16 protein-coding genes and 4 tRNA genes are annotated in these 20,575 nt (G+C 39.8%); 8 read left to right on the top strand and 12 right to left on the bottom strand.

Features of this window, described 5'->3' with window-relative positions:
* The first annotated feature begins 248 nt into the window (after nt 1–248).
* Complete coding sequence (locus ACH8JV_RS06060) at nt 249–1,196, top strand: GlxA family transcriptional regulator (RefSeq protein WP_086394744.1); 948 nt, start codon at nt 249–251, stop codon at nt 1,194–1,196.
* Between the two features lie 119 nt (nt 1,197–1,315).
* Here ACH8JV_RS06060 and ACH8JV_RS06055 read toward each other — a convergent pair whose 3' ends face one another.
* Complete coding sequence (locus ACH8JV_RS06055) at nt 1,316–2,593, bottom strand: O-acetylhomoserine aminocarboxypropyltransferase/cysteine synthase family protein (protein ID WP_396520171.1); 1,278 nt, start codon at nt 2,591–2,593, stop codon at nt 1,316–1,318.
* 297 nt (nt 2,594–2,890) lie between these two features.
* Here ACH8JV_RS06055 and ettA point away from each other — a divergent pair, with 297 nt between their 5' ends.
* A complete protein-coding gene (gene ettA / locus ACH8JV_RS06050) occupies nt 2,891–4,552 on the top strand; it encodes an energy-dependent translational throttle protein EttA (RefSeq protein ID WP_086264776.1) in 1,662 nt (553 codons plus the stop codon).
* A gap of 44 nt (nt 4,553–4,596) precedes the next feature.
* Here the strand turns inward: ettA and ACH8JV_RS06045 are convergent, their stop codons facing one another.
* A complete protein-coding gene (locus tag ACH8JV_RS06045; RefSeq protein WP_263614751.1) occupies nt 4,597–4,977 on the bottom strand; it encodes a tetratricopeptide repeat protein in 381 nt (126 codons plus the stop codon).
* A 342-nt stretch (nt 4,978–5,319) separates the two neighbouring features.
* Nucleotides 5,320–6,012, bottom strand: a complete 693-nt coding sequence (locus tag ACH8JV_RS06040; protein ID WP_396520169.1) for a hypothetical protein — start codon at nt 6,010–6,012, stop codon at nt 5,320–5,322.
* A 157-nt stretch (nt 6,013–6,169) separates the two neighbouring features.
* Between ACH8JV_RS06040 and ACH8JV_RS06035 the strand changes: the two genes are divergently transcribed.
* The 5 genes from ACH8JV_RS06035 to ACH8JV_RS06015 all read left to right on the top strand — a co-directional run bounded on the left by ACH8JV_RS06035 (nt 6,170) and on the right by ACH8JV_RS06015 (nt 13,476).
* Entirely contained in the window at nt 6,170–6,565 is a 396-nt protein-coding gene (locus tag ACH8JV_RS06035; protein ID WP_343568854.1) for a cation efflux protein, CzcI-like, read from the top strand.
* A 57-nt stretch (nt 6,566–6,622) separates the two neighbouring features.
* Nucleotides 6,623–8,032, top strand: coding sequence for a TolC family protein (locus ACH8JV_RS06030; RefSeq protein WP_396520168.1), 1,410 nt, complete (start codon nt 6,623–6,625; stop codon nt 8,030–8,032).
* On the top strand, nt 8,032–9,240 hold the full coding sequence (locus ACH8JV_RS06025; RefSeq protein WP_000111950.1) for an efflux RND transporter periplasmic adaptor subunit: 1,209 nt from the start codon (nt 8,032–8,034) through the stop codon (nt 9,238–9,240). Before ACH8JV_RS06030 ends, ACH8JV_RS06025 begins: the two co-directional genes overlap by 1 nt.
* Complete coding sequence (locus tag ACH8JV_RS06020; protein WP_396520166.1) at nt 9,230–12,388, top strand: efflux RND transporter permease subunit; 3,159 nt, start codon at nt 9,230–9,232, stop codon at nt 12,386–12,388. Before ACH8JV_RS06025 ends, ACH8JV_RS06020 begins: the two co-directional genes overlap by 11 nt.
* A gap of 131 nt (nt 12,389–12,519) precedes the next feature.
* Nucleotides 12,520–13,476, top strand: a complete 957-nt coding sequence (locus ACH8JV_RS06015; RefSeq protein WP_396520164.1) for a cation diffusion facilitator family transporter — start codon at nt 12,520–12,522, stop codon at nt 13,474–13,476.
* A gap of 17 nt (nt 13,477–13,493) precedes the next feature.
* Here ACH8JV_RS06015 and ACH8JV_RS06010 read toward each other — a convergent pair whose 3' ends face one another.
* On the bottom strand, nt 13,494–13,832 hold the full coding sequence (locus ACH8JV_RS06010; protein ID WP_002051673.1) for a membrane protein: 339 nt from the start codon (nt 13,830–13,832) through the stop codon (nt 13,494–13,496).
* A gap of 273 nt (nt 13,833–14,105) precedes the next feature.
* Here ACH8JV_RS06010 and ACH8JV_RS06005 point away from each other — a divergent pair, with 273 nt between their 5' ends.
* Nucleotides 14,106–15,053, top strand: a complete 948-nt coding sequence (locus ACH8JV_RS06005; RefSeq protein ID WP_319915099.1) for a hypothetical protein — start codon at nt 14,106–14,108, stop codon at nt 15,051–15,053.
* 93 nt (nt 15,054–15,146) lie between these two features.
* On the opposite strand, the gene ACH8JV_RS06000 is transcribed toward ACH8JV_RS06005, so the two are convergent.
* From ACH8JV_RS06000 to ACH8JV_RS05965, 8 genes are all read right to left on the bottom strand, one after another.
* Nucleotides 15,147–15,222 (bottom strand) — tRNA-Glu (locus ACH8JV_RS06000).
* Nucleotides 15,223–15,310: 88 nt separating this feature from the next.
* Nucleotides 15,311–15,386, bottom strand: a tRNA-Glu gene (locus ACH8JV_RS05995).
* Between the two features lie 133 nt (nt 15,387–15,519).
* The gene (locus tag ACH8JV_RS05990) at nt 15,520–16,404 is read right to left on the bottom strand and encodes a hypothetical protein (protein WP_311069813.1); all 885 of its coding nucleotides are present in this window, start codon (nt 16,402–16,404) and stop codon (nt 15,520–15,522) included.
* A 116-nt stretch (nt 16,405–16,520) separates the two neighbouring features.
* Nucleotides 16,521–17,939, bottom strand: a complete 1,419-nt coding sequence (locus ACH8JV_RS05985) for an amino acid permease (RefSeq protein WP_311069812.1) — start codon at nt 17,937–17,939, stop codon at nt 16,521–16,523.
* 131 nt (nt 17,940–18,070) lie between these two features.
* A tRNA-Glu gene (locus ACH8JV_RS05980) sits at nt 18,071–18,146 on the bottom strand.
* Between the two features lie 25 nt (nt 18,147–18,171).
* Nucleotides 18,172–18,247, bottom strand: a tRNA-Ala gene (locus ACH8JV_RS05975).
* A 57-nt stretch (nt 18,248–18,304) separates the two neighbouring features.
* Nucleotides 18,305–19,813 (bottom strand): glutamate--tRNA ligase, encoded by a 1,509-nt coding sequence (gene gltX / locus ACH8JV_RS05970; RefSeq protein WP_311086535.1) that lies wholly within the window; start codon nt 19,811–19,813, stop codon nt 18,305–18,307.
* Between the two features lie 117 nt (nt 19,814–19,930).
* Nucleotides 19,931–20,230, bottom strand: coding sequence for a DUF4179 domain-containing protein (locus tag ACH8JV_RS05965; protein ID WP_311086534.1), 300 nt, complete (start codon nt 20,228–20,230; stop codon nt 19,931–19,933).
* Nucleotides 20,231–20,575: the final 345 nt, after the last annotated feature.

Genomic DNA, 20,575 nt, shown 5'->3' with positions numbered 1-20,575 from the left:
CCATTTGAAGATTTAATTTATCGATACTAAGAATGGGGGGAGATAGCTATTCATTCTATATTTTGAAAATAGACAAGCTGTGCTGAGAGAATAGTGTTTCCATTCATAGTTTTGACATAAAAATTACTACGGATAATTTTGTCAGTATTAACCTATTGTTATGAGTGGCAGAAATGACAATAACCGTTCATTTACTGCCAATTTGATTTCTGCCAAGATAGGAAAAGTTTTTAATTGAGCTCTCACCAATGCATACGGTAGCCATTTTAGCTTTACATGATTTCATTCCATTTGATTTGGGTATTCCATGCGAAGTCTTTGGTTTTGTACGGTTATTAAATGGTGAAATGGGCTATTGTGTAAAAGTTTGTGGCGAAGCTGAGTATGTAAATACAGGAGCGTTTACGCTTCAGGCACATTTGGGGCTTGATCATCTTATTGATGCAGACACCATTATTATTCCTGGTATTAAAGATCCTAAACAGCCCCTTAATCCAAAAGTAAAAACTGCAATTCTTAAAGCGTGGCAAAAAGGAGCAAGAATTGCTTCAATTTGTTCGGGAGCGTTTGTTTTAGCAGAAACGGGCCTTCTTGATGGATATCGGGCCACTACCCATTGGATGCTTGCAGAGGAGCTGGCTACTCGATATCCCAAGATTAAGGTCGATCCCAAAGTATTGTTCGTTGATGAAGAGCGTCTTATAACTTCAGCTGGGGCTTCATCTGGACTGGATATGTGTTTACATCTTGTGCGTCGGGATTATGGGCAAAGCGTGGCTGCTCAGGCTGCAAAGCTTGCTGTCGCTCCATTAAATCGTGATGGGGGACAAGCGCAGTTTATCCAATATGAAATACCAGAGACACGTGATAGCTTAGCGACGCTATTGGAGTGGATGAACACTCATCTGGATGACGAGATTGATATTAAATTACTTGCTTGTAAAGCAAATATGAGCCCAAGAACATTTGCCCGACGTTTCCGTGAACAGATTGGAACTACACCATTACAGTGGTTGCTCACCATGCGCATACAACGAGCTCAGGAATTACTTGAAACTTCTTCACAGTCGATTGAAGAAATTGCCTTATGCTGTGGTTTTAATTCTCCTGTCACTTTTCGAACTCGATTTAAAAATAGTGTAGGTGTTAGTCCTAGCACCTATCGGGCTAAATTTATTTCTTATCTTTCATCTTGAATTAATTGTTTTGTATGAATAGATCAATTAGCTATTTCAAGTGAATATAGATTTAAATTGAATTTAATATAGCCATAAAAAAGCCTCTATTTCCAGAGGCTTGATAAATAGTTTAAAAGTTATACAGCTGAAAGTGCTTGTTCTAAATCGGCAATTAAGTCATCAATATGCTCAATTCCAATGGAAAGACGAACCATATCTTCACTTACGCCAGCAGCTTTAAGTTCTTGTTCATTGAGTTGGCGGTGAGTTGTGGTTGCAGGGTGGCAAGCCAAACTTTTCGCATCACCGATGTTCACAAGTCGGGTAAATAACTGTAGGGCATCAATGAAGCGGGTACCGCCTTCACGACCATCTTGAACACCAAAAGATAAAATTGCAGAAGGTTTACCTTTTACATATTTTTGCGCAAGTTGATGCTGTGGGTGATCTTTTAAGCCTGCGTAATTGACCCATTTTACTTTCGGATGATTTTGCAAATATTCCGCAACTTTCTGAGCATTTTCAGTATGACGTTCGATACGTAAATTAAGCGTTTCTAGACCCTGTAAAATTAAGAAAACACTGAGCGGGCTAATAGCTGCGCCTGTATTACGTAATGGCACCACGCGTGCACGTGCTATATAAGCTGCCTCGCCTAATGCTTCGACATAGTTCACGCCATGATAGCTTGGGTCTGGTGTATTCAAAACTTTAAAACGTTCTGGATATTTACCCCAAGGAAATTTACCGCTATCGACAATCGCACCGCCAATACTATTACCATGACCACCAATATATTTAGTAAGCGAATGGATAACGATATCAGCCCCATATTGAAATGGTTTTAATAAAGCAGGGGTAGCGACTGTATTATCAACAACGACAGGCACGCCATATTCATGAGCGATTTTTGAAATTTCTTCTAAATCGATGATATTGCCGAGCGGGTTACCAATTGACTCAACAAAAACAAGTTTAGTTTTATCATCAATTAAATTACGCAAGCTTTCAGGCTTCTGATAATCAAAAAAGCGAACTTCAATCCCTTGCTTTGGCAACGTATGGGCAAATAAGTTATATGTACCACCATATAAAGTTGAGACAGAAGCAATATTGTCTCCAGCTTCGGTAATGGTCTGAATGGCATAGGTAATGGCTGCCATTCCCGATGCTAAAGCTAATGCACCAATCCCACCTTCAAGTGCAGCAAGGCGCTGCTCAAGCACAGCAGTGGTCGGGTTCATAATACGGGTATAAATATTGCCCTGAACTTTTAAATCGAAAAGGTCGGCACCGTGTTGTGTATTATCAAATGCATACGAAGTTGTTTGATAAATAGGAACAGCTACTGCTTTTGTTGTTGCTTCAGGACTATAGCCTGCGTGAATGGCTAGGGTTTCATCTTTATAAGTCATGATTACTTCATCTTCGTGAGTTAAATATTGAGCGAGTCTAGCCTAAAATTTATATAGAAAATTGCAGAAATTCTGGTTTGTTTTCCAATTTTAGGAATAAAGATAGAAAAATATACGCTGAAACGTTGTATAAATCTTATACATAAACATTTTGCAACTTATTGAAAAAGAAAATTGTTTGATAAATCCGTACGATGGAAATCATAACTTCAAGTCGTTAGTGTTTTCATCGTATAATACGCGCGATTATTTTATCGCTTCTTGCGATGTATTGGTTTTTCAATTGAGGAGTCCTGCGTGGCCCAATATATTTATACGATGAACCGAGTGTCTAAAATGGTTCCGCCAAAGCGCGAAATCTTAAAAGACATCTCTTTATCATTTTTCCCGGGTGCCAAAATTGGTGTTCTCGGTTTGAACGGTGCGGGTAAATCTACCTTGCTTCGTATTATGGCTGGCGTAGATAAAGATTTCTCTGGTGAAGCTCGTGCACAACCTGGAATTAAAATCGGCTATTTAGAGCAAGAGCCGCCACTTGATCCAACGAAAGACGTTCGTGGTAACGTTGAAGATGGCGTACGTGAAGCTTTAGATGCTTTAGAACGTCTTGATCAGGTATTTGCAGAATATGCAGACCCAGATGCAGATTTTGATGCGCTTGCGAAAGAGCAGGAAAAATTAGAATCAATTATCCATGCTTGGGATGCGCACAACCTAAACAACCAGCTTGAAATCGCGGCAGATGCCTTGAACCTTCCAGCTTGGGATGCAGACGTAACTAAGCTTTCAGGTGGTGAACGCCGCCGTGTAGCACTTTGCCGTTTATTGCTTTCTAAACCGGACATGTTGCTTCTTGACGAACCGACGAACCATTTGGATGCAGAGTCTGTATCTTGGTTAGAGCGCTTCTTGAAAGATTTCCCTGGCACAATCGTTGCGATTACGCATGACCGTTATTTCTTAGACAACGTTGCCGAGTGGATTTTGGAGCTTGACCGTGGGCATGGTATTCCTTACCAAGGTAACTATTCTTCTTGGTTAGAGCAAAAAAATGCTCGTTTAGAACAAGAGCAGAAACAAGAAGAATCTTTTGCTAAAGCATTGAAAAAAGAACTTGAATGGGTTCGTTCAAATGCGAAAGGTCAGCAAAAGAAAAACAAAGCGCGTATGGAACGTTTTGAAGAGCTTAACTCTAAAGAATTCCAACAACGTAATGAAACGTCTGAAATCTACATTCCACCTGGCCCACGTTTGGGTAATAAAGTTGTGGAAGTGGAAGGTATCAGCAAATCATTCGACGGTCGCTTGTTGTACGAAAACTTAACGTTTACTGTACCACCAACAGCTATTGTGGGTATCGTTGGTCCAAACGGTGCGGGTAAAACCACATTATTCCGTATGATGACTGGCGAACAGCAACCTGATACAGGTACTGTGACTTTAGGTGAGTCTGTTAAAGTCGCTTATGTAGGTCAGATCCGTGACACTCTAGACAATAACAAAACTGTTTGGGAAGAAGTTTCTGGCGGTTTAGATATTTTGAAAGTGGGCGATTATGAAATTGCTTCACGTGCTTATATCGGTCGCTTTAACTTCAAAGGCCAAGACCAGCAAAAACGCGTAGGCGAATTGTCTGGTGGTGAGCGTAACCGTTTACAACTTGCGAAAATTTTACAGCAAGGTGCAAACGTTATCTTACTGGATGAGCCATCAAACGATTTGGATATTGAAACTTTACGTGCGCTTGAGGATGCAATTCTTGTATTCCCAGGTACGGTAATGGTGGTATCGCATGACCGTTGGTTCCTTGACCGTATTGCAACTCACATCTTGTCATTTGAAAATGAACAGCCAGAATTCTACACGGGTAACTATGCAGAATATGAAGCATATCGCCAGTCACGTTTAGGTGAAGACGCTGTTCAAAAGCGTACTAAATACAAAAAAATTAGCGGTTAATTACTGCTAGATTGAAAAAACCAGCCTAAGGGCTGGTTTTTTTATTAGAAGGCAAGTTTACTAAAAGCTTCTTGTAAGCAGTGTTCAGCATAGGGATGACCTTGGCTTGCTGCTTTGTTTAACCACTTTTCAGCTTCTGTATAGTTTTTATCTAAACCAAATTGACCATTTAAATAGCCAATGCCAAGTTTAAAGGAAGCGTCAGCGTTACCTCTTAAAGCTGCTCGGAGGTAGCACCACATTGCATTGCGGTCGTTTGGGGTAATATCTAGCCAATTTTGCATACGTTCATGATCTTGTACGGCTAACTCTTCAAAGCGTAAGCCTTGTTCAATTTCATCCTCAGCTTGTGAATGCATATCGGCTGGCAAGTTTTCAAAGGCAAACAAGTGATTAAGCCCATGCTTGATTGTTTTCATATCCATGATAGTCTCCCCTTGTTCCTCAATTTGATTGAATTGACTCACACTTTTAAGCTAGTCCCTTATATGGAAATCTTATGTTTTATTTTGTAAATGTGATATAGCGCATTTGGATGAAAAATGCTGAGGTTTTAGCTTACATAAAAGTTACACGTGTTTTTACGCTTAGCGAAATTACTATAAGAATATTGGCATTCTTGACTGAAATGAGAGCTTTTAAACTTAGAAAATAGCTTTTATTTTGAGCAAAAAGCTCTTGAGAAAATTTATAAATATCAAACAAAAGAAATTTCTTTAAACAAAGCCAGCTTATGAGCTGGCTGATTATTTTAAGAAAAAAGTTTTTTATTTAGTAAAGTCACCATGCAAATCTGCCCAAATCAATGATGGAGCTACTGTGACCACATCAAACGCCAGTGCCAAAGGATAAAGCGCCATACGTGTTACATGTTTAAACGGATGCTTCTTTGTTATTTCATCTTTTTGCTGTAAGGCAATTGGATAAGGGGTAGGTAGTGTTTGTTGAGCTTTTAGAGTTCCAGTGGTTTGGTAAATTTGGCCTTTAAAACGAATAATGGCATAAGGATATAAAAGTTGTGTTTGTTGCTCCATAACCATGAAGTGATTTTTAAATCCTAAGTTTTTTAAATTTTCTTTTTGTTGGTCGCTCAACTTTGAATCAGGAATGTTGTATTGAAATTTGAGTTCACCATGAAAATGAGTCGGATCGTCCATTTCAAGGATAAGAGGAGAGGAAATAATTAAAGTTCTTTGATTTACTGGAATATTTTTAATAATACTTAAAAATTCTGAGCTACCTTCGGTCATTAAATAACTATAGTCTTTGCCTACAAATACAAGACCTTGTTCTTGCTGGTTTTTCACTGCTTGTCCCAGCGAAATAATTTGATCTGTTTTTAAAATGGTTGTTTTGATCTCAGTTGTCTCACTTGGAAGGGCTGTCGATAATAGAGATGTTGCGCATCCGGTTAAGCCAAGACAAGTGGCTAATATGCAAGTGGTCAACGTTTTATACATAAACATTACTCTTAAAAAATTATTTTTGTGAAGATAAAAAATGGCTTAGCTTTAAGTGAAAAGAACGAAACCAATAAATCAATGTTTTGTAATTTTATTACATGCTAGGTGCCTGCTATAGTGGCTTTGTTCAACTTTTTAGTTTAATGGTGTGCTGTTGCCACGTTCTGCACTTTTCATGTCCGTCTTATTCTGTTTGCTTATATTCCAAAGTCTATGGAATGTGGCAGCGGCATTTTGCGCCCATGAAAATCAGGAAAAAGCATTACATCATTTTGGGCATCATGCAGCGTTGAGTTATGAAGCTTCACAGCATAGTCATACTGAAAAGACAGAAGTTGAAGGGACTATGCATAAAGCTCCCTTAAGCTTGTCCGATCATCATGACCATTTACCTTCGTGTTTTCATGTTGTGATTGTAGAAGCACAAGAAAAAATTGTTTCACCGTTAATACAGTCATCTGAGCCAAAACAACAATATTATTGGTCCAATTCTTATAAGTCCCCTCATATCTCTAAACAAGATCCTCCTCCTGTTTTAACCCTGCTATAGGTGGGGTAGCCGAAAAACAACCCACCAGAAATATTATTTATTTCATAGGGTTAATGTATGTCTATTTTTTTATACGAAAAACGTTTCGTTAGTCTGAGCACATCTTGGGTACTTAAATCATTAGTTGTTGCTGTTGCACTTTCAACTGGTGTCGTAACAAACGCAGCCAGTTCAAATCAGAACCTTACTGAAAATACACAACCACAGCGTGTACAGAATGTTTTAACGTTTGAGCAAGTACTTGATCAGGTTAAGCAATTTCAGACTCAAACAGGAATTTGGCAAACTCAACAAGACATTGCAGAGAGCAATATCAAGCAGAGCCAGCTATGGGAAAATCCGACGGTTTCTGTACAGCAAACGGGTTTTAAATCTGGAAAAGATCAGGAGCTAGAACTTGGGATCTCGCAAAAACTAGATATTTTTGGTGTACGCTCCGCAGCAAAAAAACTGGCAAGTGTTCAGCAAAACCAAGTTGAGTTGAATCAGGTTTTATATGAGGCTCAGCTAAAGCTGGCAGTAAAATATTTATGGTCACAAGTATCGATTTTAGAGCTTGAACATGAAGTTGCCAAAGCACAGTTAAGAACGAGTAAAAACCTTTTAGATGCGACCCGTTTACGTTTTCAGGCGGGTAGTATTGCTCAGGTTGATTTAGATCGAACTTTAATGACGCATGTTGAAAACCAGCGTTTGTATCAGGAAGTTGAATTATCTCTGAGTAGTGCCAAACGAAAACTGGCTAACTTATGGGGTGAGACAGAAGATAACTTCACGTTACGTCCAGATATGAAAAGTGCGTGGCCTTTAAAAAATGAAGGTGATATCGATCAATACTTAAAACAGAATTTGTTAGAACAGTCTATGCGACTGCAAGCAATACAACAAAATTCTGAAATTAACTATTTAAAGGCAAAAAATCGCCCTGCGCCTACCGTAAATATGGGCGTAGTTCGTAGTAAAACCGCAGAAACGAGCAGTACCGAAAATCAGATACGAGTAGGTATTGCGGTTCCCTTAAACATTTTTAATCGCCAGCAATATGCGCTGAAAGTTGCCCAAAGCAAACTCAATTTAATTGATCAGCAGCAAAGCTTTTATAAAAAGCAAAGTCTGAATTCTATTCGTACTCTACAGTACGAGTTAGCGGGTTTGAAGCAGCAATATAACTTGATGAATGAGCAACAGATTCCTTTATCAGAGACGGTACAGGAGAAAATGTTGCTTGGCTTTAAAGTTGGTAAATTTGCAATTACCGATGTTCAGCAATCTACCCTTCAATTACAAGAACAACGCTTGAAAAAAGTTCAACTTCTTAAATCTGCTTGGCAAAAAGCAATTGAGGCAGAAAGTTTAGCTCTCGGGATCGATCCAAACATGGTGATGTCTGGAGATGCATTAAATCAAATTAATCAAAATTTATGGCAAGACACCTATAAGTTGCCGACAGTTGGAGGGGCAGAGTAATGTCAGTGAAGAAAATGAAAAACCAATGGCTTATTGCTCTTTTGTTGTTGATTGTCTGTCTTGCTTTAAGTGCTTGGTTATTTTTCTCTGGAAAAAAACAGTCCAATACCGAAAAAAGTGAAGAAGGGCATGCAGAAGGTGAAGCTGGCCATGGTGAGTCTGAAAAAGAGGAAGGAAGTTTAAACCTGACTTCTAAGCAACTGGTTGAATATGGTGTGAAGTTAGAGCAAGTAGGGCGTGGAGAAGTTGAGCAGAGCCTTTCTTATCCTGCCAAACTTGTCGTAAACACAGACCAGCAAGCACATGTCTCTTCAACTTTTTCTGCACGAGTAGACAGCGTAAATGTTGCACTGGGACAACAAGTTGAAAAGGGTCAGGCACTTGCGACTTTATTTGTGCCAGATTTAGTCGATCAACAAGCCAATTTAAGCATGGCGCAAGAAGCGTTGACATTAGCGCAGCAAGATTATCAGCGTGAAAAGCAATTGTGGGAACAAGGTGTTTCAGCACGTCAAGATTATCAGAAAGCTTACAATGCTTATCGTCAGGCGCAAATTCAGGTGCAGGCTGCAAATAGCCGTTTAAGTGCCTTGGGAGCAAATCGCTCAAGTAAAGGTCGATATGTTTTGACTGCACCTTTAAGCGGTGTAATCAGTAATAAAGATATTGTGATTGGTGAGCAAATTGGTCCTGACAAACAGTTATTTGTTATTGATCGTCTAGATCAGTTATGGGTTGAGTTTGTGCTACCAAGTGCAAATACCGATATTCAGCCTAATCAGGAAATTGAATTTAAGTCGCTGCAAACGAATAATATTTTCAAAGCACAGGTGCAAAGCCTAACTTCAGAAGCAGATACTCAAACTGGTCGTTTGCAGGTTCGTGCCAAGGTACTGACACCTTCAAAAGAACTACGTCCTAACTTAATGGTCAACGTGTTACTGAAACAAAATAATGCAGCGACTGTATTACGGGTTAACAAGGCAGCGGTACAACAGATTGATGGAAAGAATGTGGTCTTTATTGCAAAACAGGAGAAGGACAAAATTCATTTTGCTCCTGTTGCGGTAGAGTTAGGCAATTATTCTTCAGATGCACAATGGGTCGAGGTTAAATCAGGAATTACTGAAAAGCAGCAATATGTGGCTCAAGGTAGCTTCTTGCTCAAGTCCGAACTTGAAAAAGGGGAGGCTGAGCATGGACATTAATAAACCTGATTTGCCAGAGGCTGAAGGTTTGTTTGATCGGATCATTCAGTTTTCAATTAATAACGCCATTTGGGTCATGATGTTTGTCATTGCTTGGATTGGTGTCGGAATTTATAGCTACCAAAAACTTTCAATTGATGCCGTGCCAGATATCACCAACGTACAGGTACAAATCAATAGTCAGGCTAATGGTTTTACAGCACCAGAAGTTGAGCAAAGGATTACTTATCCGATTGAAAATGCCATGTCCGGCATTCCAAATCTGGAGCAGACTCGTTCAATTTCCAGATATGGTCTTTCTCAGGTCACCATTATCTTTAAAGATGGTACTGACATTTACTGGGCAAGGCAGCTGATTAACCAGCGGTTACAAGAAGCTAAGAGTGCTTTACCCGATAGCATTGATCCACAAATGTCTCCAATTTCAACTGGACTCGGTGAGATTTATCAATGGGTGGTAAAAGCCGAGCCAAATGCCAAAAAAGCAGATGGTTCAGCCTATAGCGCGATGGACCTGCGTGAAATTCAGGACTGGATTATTCGGCCCCAGTTACAACGCGTACAAGGGGTAGCCGAGGTTAATAGCATTGGTGGATATAACAAAACCTATGTGGTTTCACCAGATCTGACACGGTTACAGCAGTTGCAGATTCCACTCACCGATTTACAAGATGCGCTTCAAAATAACAATGAAAACCGCGGTGCTGGATTTATTGAAGAGAATGGTCAGCAACTGACAGTTCGTGTTCCGGGTATGCTGACGTCTATACAAGACATTCAGAACGTTACGGTCGCCACGAAAAACGGTTTACCTATACGGGTTGCTGATGTGGCATCAGTATCGATTGGTCATGACTTGCGTACGGGTGGGGCTACCTATAATGGACAGGAAACTGTTTTAGGTATCGCCATGATGATGATGGGTGAAAACAGTAAAACCATTGCCAAAGCGATTGATCAGAAAGTTCAGGAAATTCAGAGATCACTCCCTCAGGGTATTGTGATTGAAACAGTCTATGATCGTAGCAACCTCGTAGATAAAGCAATTAAAACAGTAGCCAAAAATTTGATTGAAGGGGCGATTTTAGTCATCGTTATTCTTTTCATTTTTTTAGGAAACTTTCGTGCTGCTTTAATCACTGCTTGTATTATTCCATTGGCAATGCTTTTTACCTTAACAGGTATGGCAGAACAAAAAATCAGTGCCAACCTCATGAGTCTAGGAGCTTTGGACTTCGGGATCATTGTCGATGGGGCGGTTGTTATTGTTGAAAACTGTATTCGGCGTTTGGCTGAAGCACAGCATTTAAAAGGTCGCTTATTAACGCGTTCAGAACGCTTTACAGAGGTCTTTCTCGCCGCTAAACAGGCACGCCGACCATTAATATTTGGTCAGATCATCATTATGGTCGTGTACCTACCAATTTTTGCTTTAGCAGGCGTTGAAGCAAAAATGTTCCACCCTATGGCAATGACCGTTGTCCTAGCGTTATTGGGAGCAATTATTTTATCTGTGACCTTTGTTCCAGCAGCAGTAGCTTTGTTTGTTACGGGTGAAGTGAAGGAAAAAGAAAGCCGTTGGATGATGACCTTGAAAAAAGGTTATGCAGGCTTACTCGATAAAGCATATGCCTTCCGATATGTTGTTGTTACAGCAGCGGTCAGCATCTTGATTTTAACAAGTGCAATTGCAACAAGAGTAGGAAGTGAGTTCGCGCCTCAACTCAGTGAGGGTGATTTTGCGTTGCAACTCATGCGTGCACCGAGCACAGGCATAGAGGAGTCGCTTAAAATTCAGGAGAATGTCGAAAAGCAGTTACTGAAAGCCTTCCCTGAAATTAAAGCCATTTTTGCAAGAACAGGAACAGCCGAGGTTGCTACCGATGTCATGCCTCCTAATATTTCAGATGGTATTGTTCTATTAAAACCACACGATCAATGGCCAAACCCTAAAGAAACAATAGATGAATTGCGTGCCAGAATGCTGCAATTCGTGAATCAGATTCCTGGTAATAACAGTGAATTCTCACAACCAATTGAACTACGTTTTAATGAGCTCATTTCAGGTGTACGTAGTGATATTGGGGTGAAAGTTTTTGGGGACGATATGCAGGTCCTCAATCAGGAAGCAGAAAAAATAGCCCAACAGCTACGTAGTATTCAAGGTGCCAGTGAAGTCAAAGTTGAACAGACTGACGGTTTGCCCTTACTGAATGTAGATGTTGATCATGCATTGGCTGCCCAATACGGTTTATCAGTCAAGTCTATTCAGGATATTGTCGCCGCGAGTATCGGTGGGCAGAGTGTAGGACAAATTTTACAGGGCGATAGACGTTTCGATTTTGTGATTCGTTTGCAGGAAAACATGCGTACGCCTCAGCAGTTAGCTCAGTTACCGATTCGCTTACCAAACGGTGGTCTAATTCAGTTACAAGACGTCGCTAAGGTTGAGAATATTCTAGGTCTTGCTCAAGTAAGTCGTGAAAATGGTAAGCGCCGCGTCATTGTGACAGCAAATGTGCGTGATCGTGATCTTGGGTCTTTTGTACAAGAGATGCAAAGCAAACTGGCTCAGCAAAAGCTACCTAGCGGTTACTGGTTAGGCTATGGAGGACAGTTTGAGAATCTTGCTTCTGCTACAGCAAGAATGCAAATCGTCGTGCCGATGGCGCTCATCATGATCTTTGTGTTGCTGATGGCTGTATTTAGTAATTTTAAAGACAGCTTACTGGTATTTAGTGGAGTTCCTTTCGCTTTATCTGGCGGATTAGTGGCTTTATGGTTGAGGGATATTCCACTTTCCATGTCTGCTGGGGTCGGTTTCATCGCTTTATCGGGTGTTGCAGTATTGAATGGTTTGGTCATGCTCACGTTCATTAAAGAACTGAGAGCAACTTTAGATGTTCATGCAGCAACTTGGAAAGGAGCGGTATTACGATTACGTCCAGTATTAATGACAGCATTTGTTGCTTCACTTGGTTTTATTCCAATGGCCTTGGCGACAGGAACCGGAGCAGAAGTACAACGACCTTTGGCAACAGTCGTTATTGGTGGCATTATTTCATCTACGATATTAACTCTGGTTCTATTGCCTGTGATTTATCGATGGATGAATGAAAGCAAAACGAAAAGCACTGAGCATTCATAATGTCATCGTTTTGAGATATCTTTTTTGATGATAGCGTCAATTCAAAAAAGTGTTTGAAAGAGGTAAAAGTAGAGATGTATCTATCATTACTTTTACCTCTCCATAAAGATAAATAATAAGGAGTCCGCAAAATGGGTGGACAACATGGTCATGATCATAGTCATGCTGTAGTGACTGAAGGTAATGCTAAGAAATTAATGATTGCTTTAGCACTCACCTCAACATTTTTAATTGTTGAGGTTGTTGCTGGTTTAATCACGCAAAGTTTGGCATTACTCTCCGACGCTGCACATATGTTTACTGATGCTGCTGCTTTGGCAATTGCTTTGGTTGCAATTCAGATCGCAAAGCGTCCAGCCGATAATAAACGTACTTTTGGTTATCAGCGCTTTGAAATTTTGGCTGCATTATTTAATGCACTCATGCTTTTCGTGGTGGCAATTTATATTTTATACGAAGCCTATATCCGCTTCTCTCAGCCACCTGAAATTCAAAGTGTGGGCATGCTCATTGTGGCAACCATTGGTTTGGTGATTAACCTCATCTCAATGAAAATCCTCATGTCGAGTGCCAATAACAGCTTAAATGTAAAAGGTGCTTATTTAGAGGTATTGAGTGATGCGCTAGGCTCGGTTGGCGTTATTATTGGTGCAGTTGTGATTTACTTCACCAACTGGTACTGGGTGGATACGATTATTGCGGTACTGATTGGTTTTTGGGTATTACCAAGAACATGGGTTTTACTTAAACAAAGTATCAATATTTTGCTCGAAGGTGTACCCGAAGAAGTCGATATTGAAAAGTTACGTGCTGATTTACTGTCTTTAAATGGTGTTGAAAGTATTCACCAACTCAAGGTATGGGCGATTACGTCTAAAAACATCCATTTAACCGTGCACTTATTTGCACCTGACGCTGATCGCACCAAGCTTTATCAAGATGCTGTTGAAATGCTTTCCCATGAGCATGGTATCGGCGAAGTGACATTGCAAATTGAAGATGATGCCGAGATCAATTGCCAGCATATTGCTCAACATGCTTCACATGAACATGATGAGACTGACAAAGAACATTCACATCAGCACTAAGCTGATGTGAATACTTTTTAAATTTCCCATTCGTGATTGCAGTCACGACATTTCCAGTGTTTTTGTGACTGCATAAATGCTTGCATAGACAATTTAAAGTCTGGCAAATCACGCCAGAACATAAAACCCGCCCCTAGAGTCACAACAAAAACAACGACCGTTGCAATTTGTAGAGAAGTGCCTGCACCATTGCCAAAAATCCACATAAAAATACTAATCACAACCAAGAGTAATAGTACAAAAATGGCAGGAACTAAAATCACTAAGCTCTTAGGCACAACAGGCTTGGCACTGTTAACGCCTTGGCTTACAGGCATAATTTTAACACTTTGACATTGAGGGCAACGATATTGCATGACAGCTCCACATTAAATTTGAATCTATTCTAACGGAAATGCAGAGAAAGGAAAAAATTTGTAGGGCTTTAGAAAAGTGAGGTGATGATTAGATATAAAATACTTTTTTGAAACAAGCATATATAAAAAAATGATGATTTATGCGTACACATAAAAGTTAAAATAATACTGTAGAGCATGCTAATCTAGATAAAAACCAAGTGTGTTCAACACTGGAAATGAGCTGAAAAGCTGATTAATAGGATGCGAAAGAAATATAAAAAGGAGAGGGACTTGGGTCAAGAAGATGACAATAAGTCGAAGCCTATAACGACATCAACAGTTTCAGGGAACCCTGACCCTATAAAACTGTCATTCTCACGCCGTTTGCTGCATAAGACCTTGCAACATGCTCATGATGCCGTCGGATTTGCTAGTGATACGACACGTAATCTTGCAGAAGTTGCAGATGCAGCCTTAGATGCTTTAGACCATGTAACAACTCATACAAAGCGTGGAGTCGTTGGCATGACCAATCTGGCAGCAGGAACTGTTAGAGATATGGTGTCTGAAACCAGTGAAACTGCGCGTCAGGTTGCGTTAATTATGGCCCGTACTTTTCTAGGTAAGAGTACGCTGAATTTATATTTGCCTGAAATGCTGTTGAACAGCCAAATTCGTAAGCGAATAGATCGGTCAGAAATTGATGATATTAAAGTTCAATGTGGCAATGATCGGTTTCAGGTTGAAATCGATGGACACTATCACCGTTTCCTGTATCGGCTGAGTTTAGATTTCCGTGTGTTGGAATGTCGAATTGGGCAAGAAAAATTCTTACGCTTACGCCAAATGGATGAGAGCCTAGATGTGCAAATTCGTCATGGTGGAACATTGTCGAATTGGGCAGTCCGTCGAATTGGGCGAGTCGGTTTTGAAGTCATTAATATGTTGCCTATACCATCGCTGATTAATCATTTGATTCGTGATATTCCAGGCATTCAGCGTGATGGTCATCGTATGTGGTTTATTGATCTTGAACAGGCAGGATTTATTGACTTCATTAACAACCGTTCATGGATGGTAGAAAAACTTTTAAGCTTGACAGATTTTAGTATTTTACCGGGGCTCAATATTTTGAGAGAAAGCCGTGAGCTTGTGCAGCAACTGGTAGATCAATTTGAAATAAAAGGCCTGCGTGTTCAATCAGGTCGTCTTGAAGTTCAAGTTGGAATTGCGAATTAAATTATATTCATGAGAAGCTGATTGATGATCAGCTTTTTTTATTGTCTAGATAAGAAAAAAGCCACTGTCATTATGCAGTGGCTTTTTAGAATTTGGCGTCCCTACGGGGATTCGAACCCCGGTTACCGCCGTGAAAGGGCGATGTCCTAGGCCTCTAGACGATAGGGACTTATATGAGGCTAGTTACCTGCGCGCAGTAAACTGCTTGCCTAAATTCTCGGCAAAGATAATTAATCTTTGCTTTTCCTCGAATTTAGTGGCGTCCCTACGGGGATTCGAACCCCGGTTACCGCCGTGAAAGGGCGATGTCCTAGGCCTCTAGACGATAGGGACGTTTCAGAGGTGGGCGTATATTAGGTCGATTTAATAAAAGTGTCAAATAGTTTTCTGAAGAAATATTAAAAAAAGCAGTCAAGCGCTTAAAAATAACTCAAATTGTAGAAAATATAGTCATTTATGGCTAATTTTATTGAAAAGGTTCGATAATGGCTTTGATAACTTCGTGATGTTGTAAGTAACCCACAATTTCATGGGGCTGGTTAGCAAAAGTAAAAATTTCTTGATTAATGATGGGCGGGGTAAAATCAAAAGGTGCTTCACTTAACGGGAAAGCAGTTAAAAAATCATCTTTTGAGTAGAAATTATACCAATCACCATTGAGGCATTTTGGTCGTTCAATCGGAATGGGAAGTTTACTTTGGATCACCCGAAAAGAAAGTGGTGAAGCCAAGGTAACAAAGCGTTGTACTGAAAAATGATAAGCCGGATCTGATAACAAGTGAAATGCGATCACAGAGCCCAAAGAGTGTGCGACTACAATGCACTCTTCATCATCATGCATTTGTTTTAAAATTCTTTGGTGAACTTCGTACATAAAATCAGGATTAGATAAGTACATGTAAGTTTCAATCAAGAATTGTTGAATTAAACTCTCATGTAGTTTGGGAAAATTATTTAAAAGAACCACCATTTCTTTAAGAACACGATCTTTTACTAACTGTGAAGTCAGATATAAACGTTCTGATAAGCTTTCTACAGGTTGATCAGGAGAAAGGGGGAGATGGGGTACAAAAGGAGTATGCTCCTTAGGTGTAGAGGCTTGCTGGTTTAAATGGATAGGTAAGTGAAAGTTAAAAGATTTTGGAAGTAAGGTGTTTAGGTCTAATTGATTGGATAATTGATATTTCGTCATTAAATCGCCATAAAATGGCATATGTATATGTAGATCTCTTAAATTAACTCTACAATGTAATTGTTTTAAACCCAGTTTAAATACTTTTAGCCAATGCTCCTTTAAACGATGTGCGGTGTAATTCTGCTGATTCATCCCATGGATAAATATAATTTTCATTGTAGGCAAAGAATTGTTTTTAATATAAATTTTAATCTACAACGGTAGATTCTATAAAGCCAGTATCTAGGCAAAAAAAAGTGTAGCTTTTTGCTACACTTTTTAATTACAAGCACTTAAGCTTTGTCGCGATAAAAAATAAAGTAACTTACATAGCATAAAGCAGTAAAAATTAAGCAACCTACAAAACCAGCTCGCATTTGAGGGTCAGCTGCCATACTTAAACAGGTAATAAAGCAGAAAAGAAAACCTAAAATTGGAACGATAGGGAATAGTGGTGCCGCATATTTTAAATCTTTAACTGTATGACCAGCTCGGTACCAGTGCCTACGGAAATTGAACTGACTTAAACAAATACTCATCCAGACAATAACCATGGTAAAAGCTGCAACACCGAGTAAGTTTTTAAAGATGGTTTCAGGTGCAAACTGTTCCGATAACAAACCTGGGATTGCGCCAAACATGGTAACAACCAGAGCCACAATAGGTGTTCCACTTTTTGAAAGTGTGGCAAATACACTTGGAAGGAGTTTTTGCTCTGATAAAGACCACATCATACGTGAAGCTGCATACAAACCTGAATTTGCAGCTGAGAGCAGTGCCGTAATAATTACAAAACGAATGATGTCATCAGCATATGGAATCCCGATGTAATTAAATACAGTAACAAAAGGACTGCTACTTACACTTTCACTGCTTAAGCCTGCAAGCTGGAAAGGGAGTAATGCACTGATCACAATAATGGTGCCGACAAAGAAAATAAGAAGGCGCCAGATTGCAGCATTAATCGCTTTAGGGACGTTTTGTGCAGGATCTTTAGTTTCACCAGCAGCCACACCAATTAGTTCTGTCCCAGAGAACGCAAAATTCACAATCAGCATGGTAGTAAAGATAGGAAGGAAACCGTGTGGGAACCAGCCTTGAGCAGTTAAATTACTAAACAGAGGAGCAGTTTGAGCGCCATGAAAAGGAATTAAACCAAAAATGGCTAATAACCCAAGCACAATAAAGGCAATAACGGTAACGACCTTAACCAGTGCTAGCCAGAACTCTGACTCGGCGAATACTCGAGTTGAACTAATATTTAGTCCAAAAATAGTCACTGCAAAAATAAGTGTCCAGATCCACATTGAAATTTGTGGAAACCATTCCTGCATAAGTAGAGCAGCAGCGGTAAACTCGGTTCCTAAGGTTGCTGTCCAAGTTAGCCAGTACATCCATGAAATCATGTAACCTGTACTTGGGCTAATGTACTTTTGCGCATATGCACCAAAAGAGCCAGAAACAGGCATGTGGACAGCCAGCTCGCCTAAGCAGAGCATCACCATGTAAGCAATCGCACCCCCAAGAATGTAGGCAATAATTGCGCCAATAGGTCCAGTTTGTGAAATGACTTCCCCTGAACCCAAAAATAAACCAGTACCGATTGCTCCCCCTAGCGATAACATCACAAGGTGGCGAGTACTCATGGCTCTTTTTAAAGGTGCAGTACTGTTCTGATGCTGAGCATCTAGTTGATTGTCAGATGGCTGCATATTACACATTGAGAGAATTTGAGAAAGACGCTATTTTAGATAAAATAGACAAATGTGCAATCAAGAAGGTGTCAAAGAATAGACAGGAAGGTGACGAAAGAGTCTTTAAAATGAATTTTTCAAAAAGAAAATGGCGTCCCTACGGGGATTCGAACCCCGGTTACCGCCGTGAAAGGGCGATGTCCTAGGCCTCTAGACGATAGGGACTTGATGAGGCAAACACAAAGGATCTTGGTGGAGCCAAGCGGGATCGAACCGCTGACCTCTACAATGCCATTGTAGCGCTCTACCAACTGAGCTATGGCCCCAGTTTGTGTGAGCGCAATATTAGGGTGAATGCGCCCACACGTCAATAAAAAAATGAATTAAGCTTCGCTAGTTGCTTCATTTTTCGGCAATTTTAAGCTTTCATTGAGCTTTTCCCAGATTTTTACTTCTTTTTTGCTCGGTGCACCTACAATTTCTAATGCATGTCGTAAACGAGCAAAGGTTAAATCAGGGCCAAGCGTAACCATTGATTGCATCACTGGTGTTGAGCTGGTTGAGCCGGCAATTGCAATAAAGAACGCTGGCATAAAGTCACGTAATTTAATACCCATCTGATTTGCCAAGTCCATTAAGGTTTGGCTAACCGTGTCATTATTCCAAGTAAATTGACCTTCAAGGCGCCAAATTGCAAATTGTAAGCTTTGACGAACTTGTTCTTGGGTCAATTTTTTACTTTCAAACATTTCGGCTGTAATTTGCGGCATATGGTTAAAGTAAAAACCAGCCCAATTCACGGCTTCAGAAAGTAAATTAATACGTGGTTGAATAGCGGCAGCAATGTCTTCTAAAGTGCTGCGATCACTTTTCCATGTCAATAAACGGTCTAATAGTTGGCCTGGTGTTAAGCCTTTGATCCATTGACCATTTAACCAATTGAGTTTTTCGACATCAAAAATCGGACCACCCAAAGATACACGTTGGATATCAAAGTGATCCATCATATCTTGAAGAGTAAATACTTCACGCTCATCTGGCATTGACCAGCCCATACGGCCTAAATAGTTGAGTAAGGCTTCTGGTAGAACACCGATATCGCGGTAGTAGTTAATTGATGTTGGGTTTTTACGTTTAGATAATTTTGATTTATCTGGGTTGCGTAACAATGGCATATGGCAAAGCGTTGGCATTTCCCAACCAAAGTATTGGTAAAGCAACTGATGCTTCGGTGCAGATGGTAGCCATTCTTCACCACGTAATACATGCGTGATTTCCATTAAATGGTCATCAACTACGTTTGCTAAATGGTAAGTTGGTAAACCATCTGTTTTAAGAAGGACTTGCATGTCGACTTGTGCCCAAGGAATTTCTACTTCCCCACGGAGTAAGTCATTAAATTTACATACACCTTCTTCTGGTACTTTCATACGAATGACATGAGGTTCACCCGCTTCAAGACGGCGAGTGACTTCTTCTTGAGAAAGCTTTAAGCCACGGCCATCATATTTTGGTGTTTCACCACGTGCTTGCTGTTCAGCACGCATTTGATCTAGTTCTTCTGCTGTCGCGAAACAGTAAAAAGCATGACCTTTTTCAACAAGTTCTAACGCGTATTGCTTATAAATTCCCATGCGCTCTGATTGGCGATAAGGCGCGTGAGGACCACCCACATCTGGACCTTCAGACCAGTTTAAACCCAACCAACGTAAAGAATCTAAAATCATTTTTTCAGATTCTGGTGTAGAGCGAAGTTGGTCTGTATCTTCAATTCTTAAAATAAATTCCCCGCCATGTTGTTTCGCAAAACACATGTTGAATAAGGCAATGTAGGCAGTACCAACATGAGGGAAACCAGTAGGAGAAGGTGCAATACGAGTACGAACTTTCATAGATAATGGGTCAAAATAAAAATTGAAACTATTATAACGAAAAAGCCCAGTATTCTGACGTTTTTATTTAACGGCAGACTGGGCTTAATTTGAAACGATGAGGGGCCGTTTCAAATATTAAGAAGTATGTGGCTGGAAGATTGCCTGAACAAAACGTGAAAAACGTTCATGCTGTGCAGCAAGAAAATTTTGAGTAGGTGTCACACGAATAGTGTTAAGTACTTTTAGCTCATCATCTGTAGATGGTAAGGCTATAGTATTGCGTTTTTGTTGGTCTAGCGCTTTTTCAATAAGCGAAGACTGACGGTCCGAAACGCCTTTGCTCGGTGTATCTTTGAGTGCTGCGGCAACAGATAATTGTGATGCAAAACTGAGCACCAAACCCAAACTCAAAGCTTTTCCATACTTAGTTTTCATTTTTTACTCATCCCCTCAGTACGTACATTTCGTCTATTTTTTGAGTTTAACTAAATGTAAAATTACGGTAACGCTACGATTCAAACATAAATTTTAATAAAAAAGTAGAACTATGTCACACTTTTTACAAAAAATACCTTTATTTTACGTTGGTATCTTTTAAATGTAGCCTATCTGTATCCATTACGTCTCATTATTTAACAAATTAATGTGTAGATAAAGTGAAGACTATAAATAAACTATAAGAATAATTACAAAACTTTTCTAAAATATGAATAAAAACTAAGCAAAAAGTATATCGTTTAAAGTGATTAGCAAACCTTGAATTGTTATAAGCATTTGATG

Origin of the sequence: Acinetobacter sp. ABJ_C5_2, assembly GCF_044538485.1 — a bacterium.
In the GTDB taxonomy this organism is placed as follows: Bacteria; Pseudomonadota; Gammaproteobacteria; order Pseudomonadales; family Moraxellaceae; genus Acinetobacter; species Acinetobacter nosocomialis_A.
Note: the sequence above shows the minus strand (reverse complement) of the source record. Positions and strands in the feature narration are given on the sequence as shown.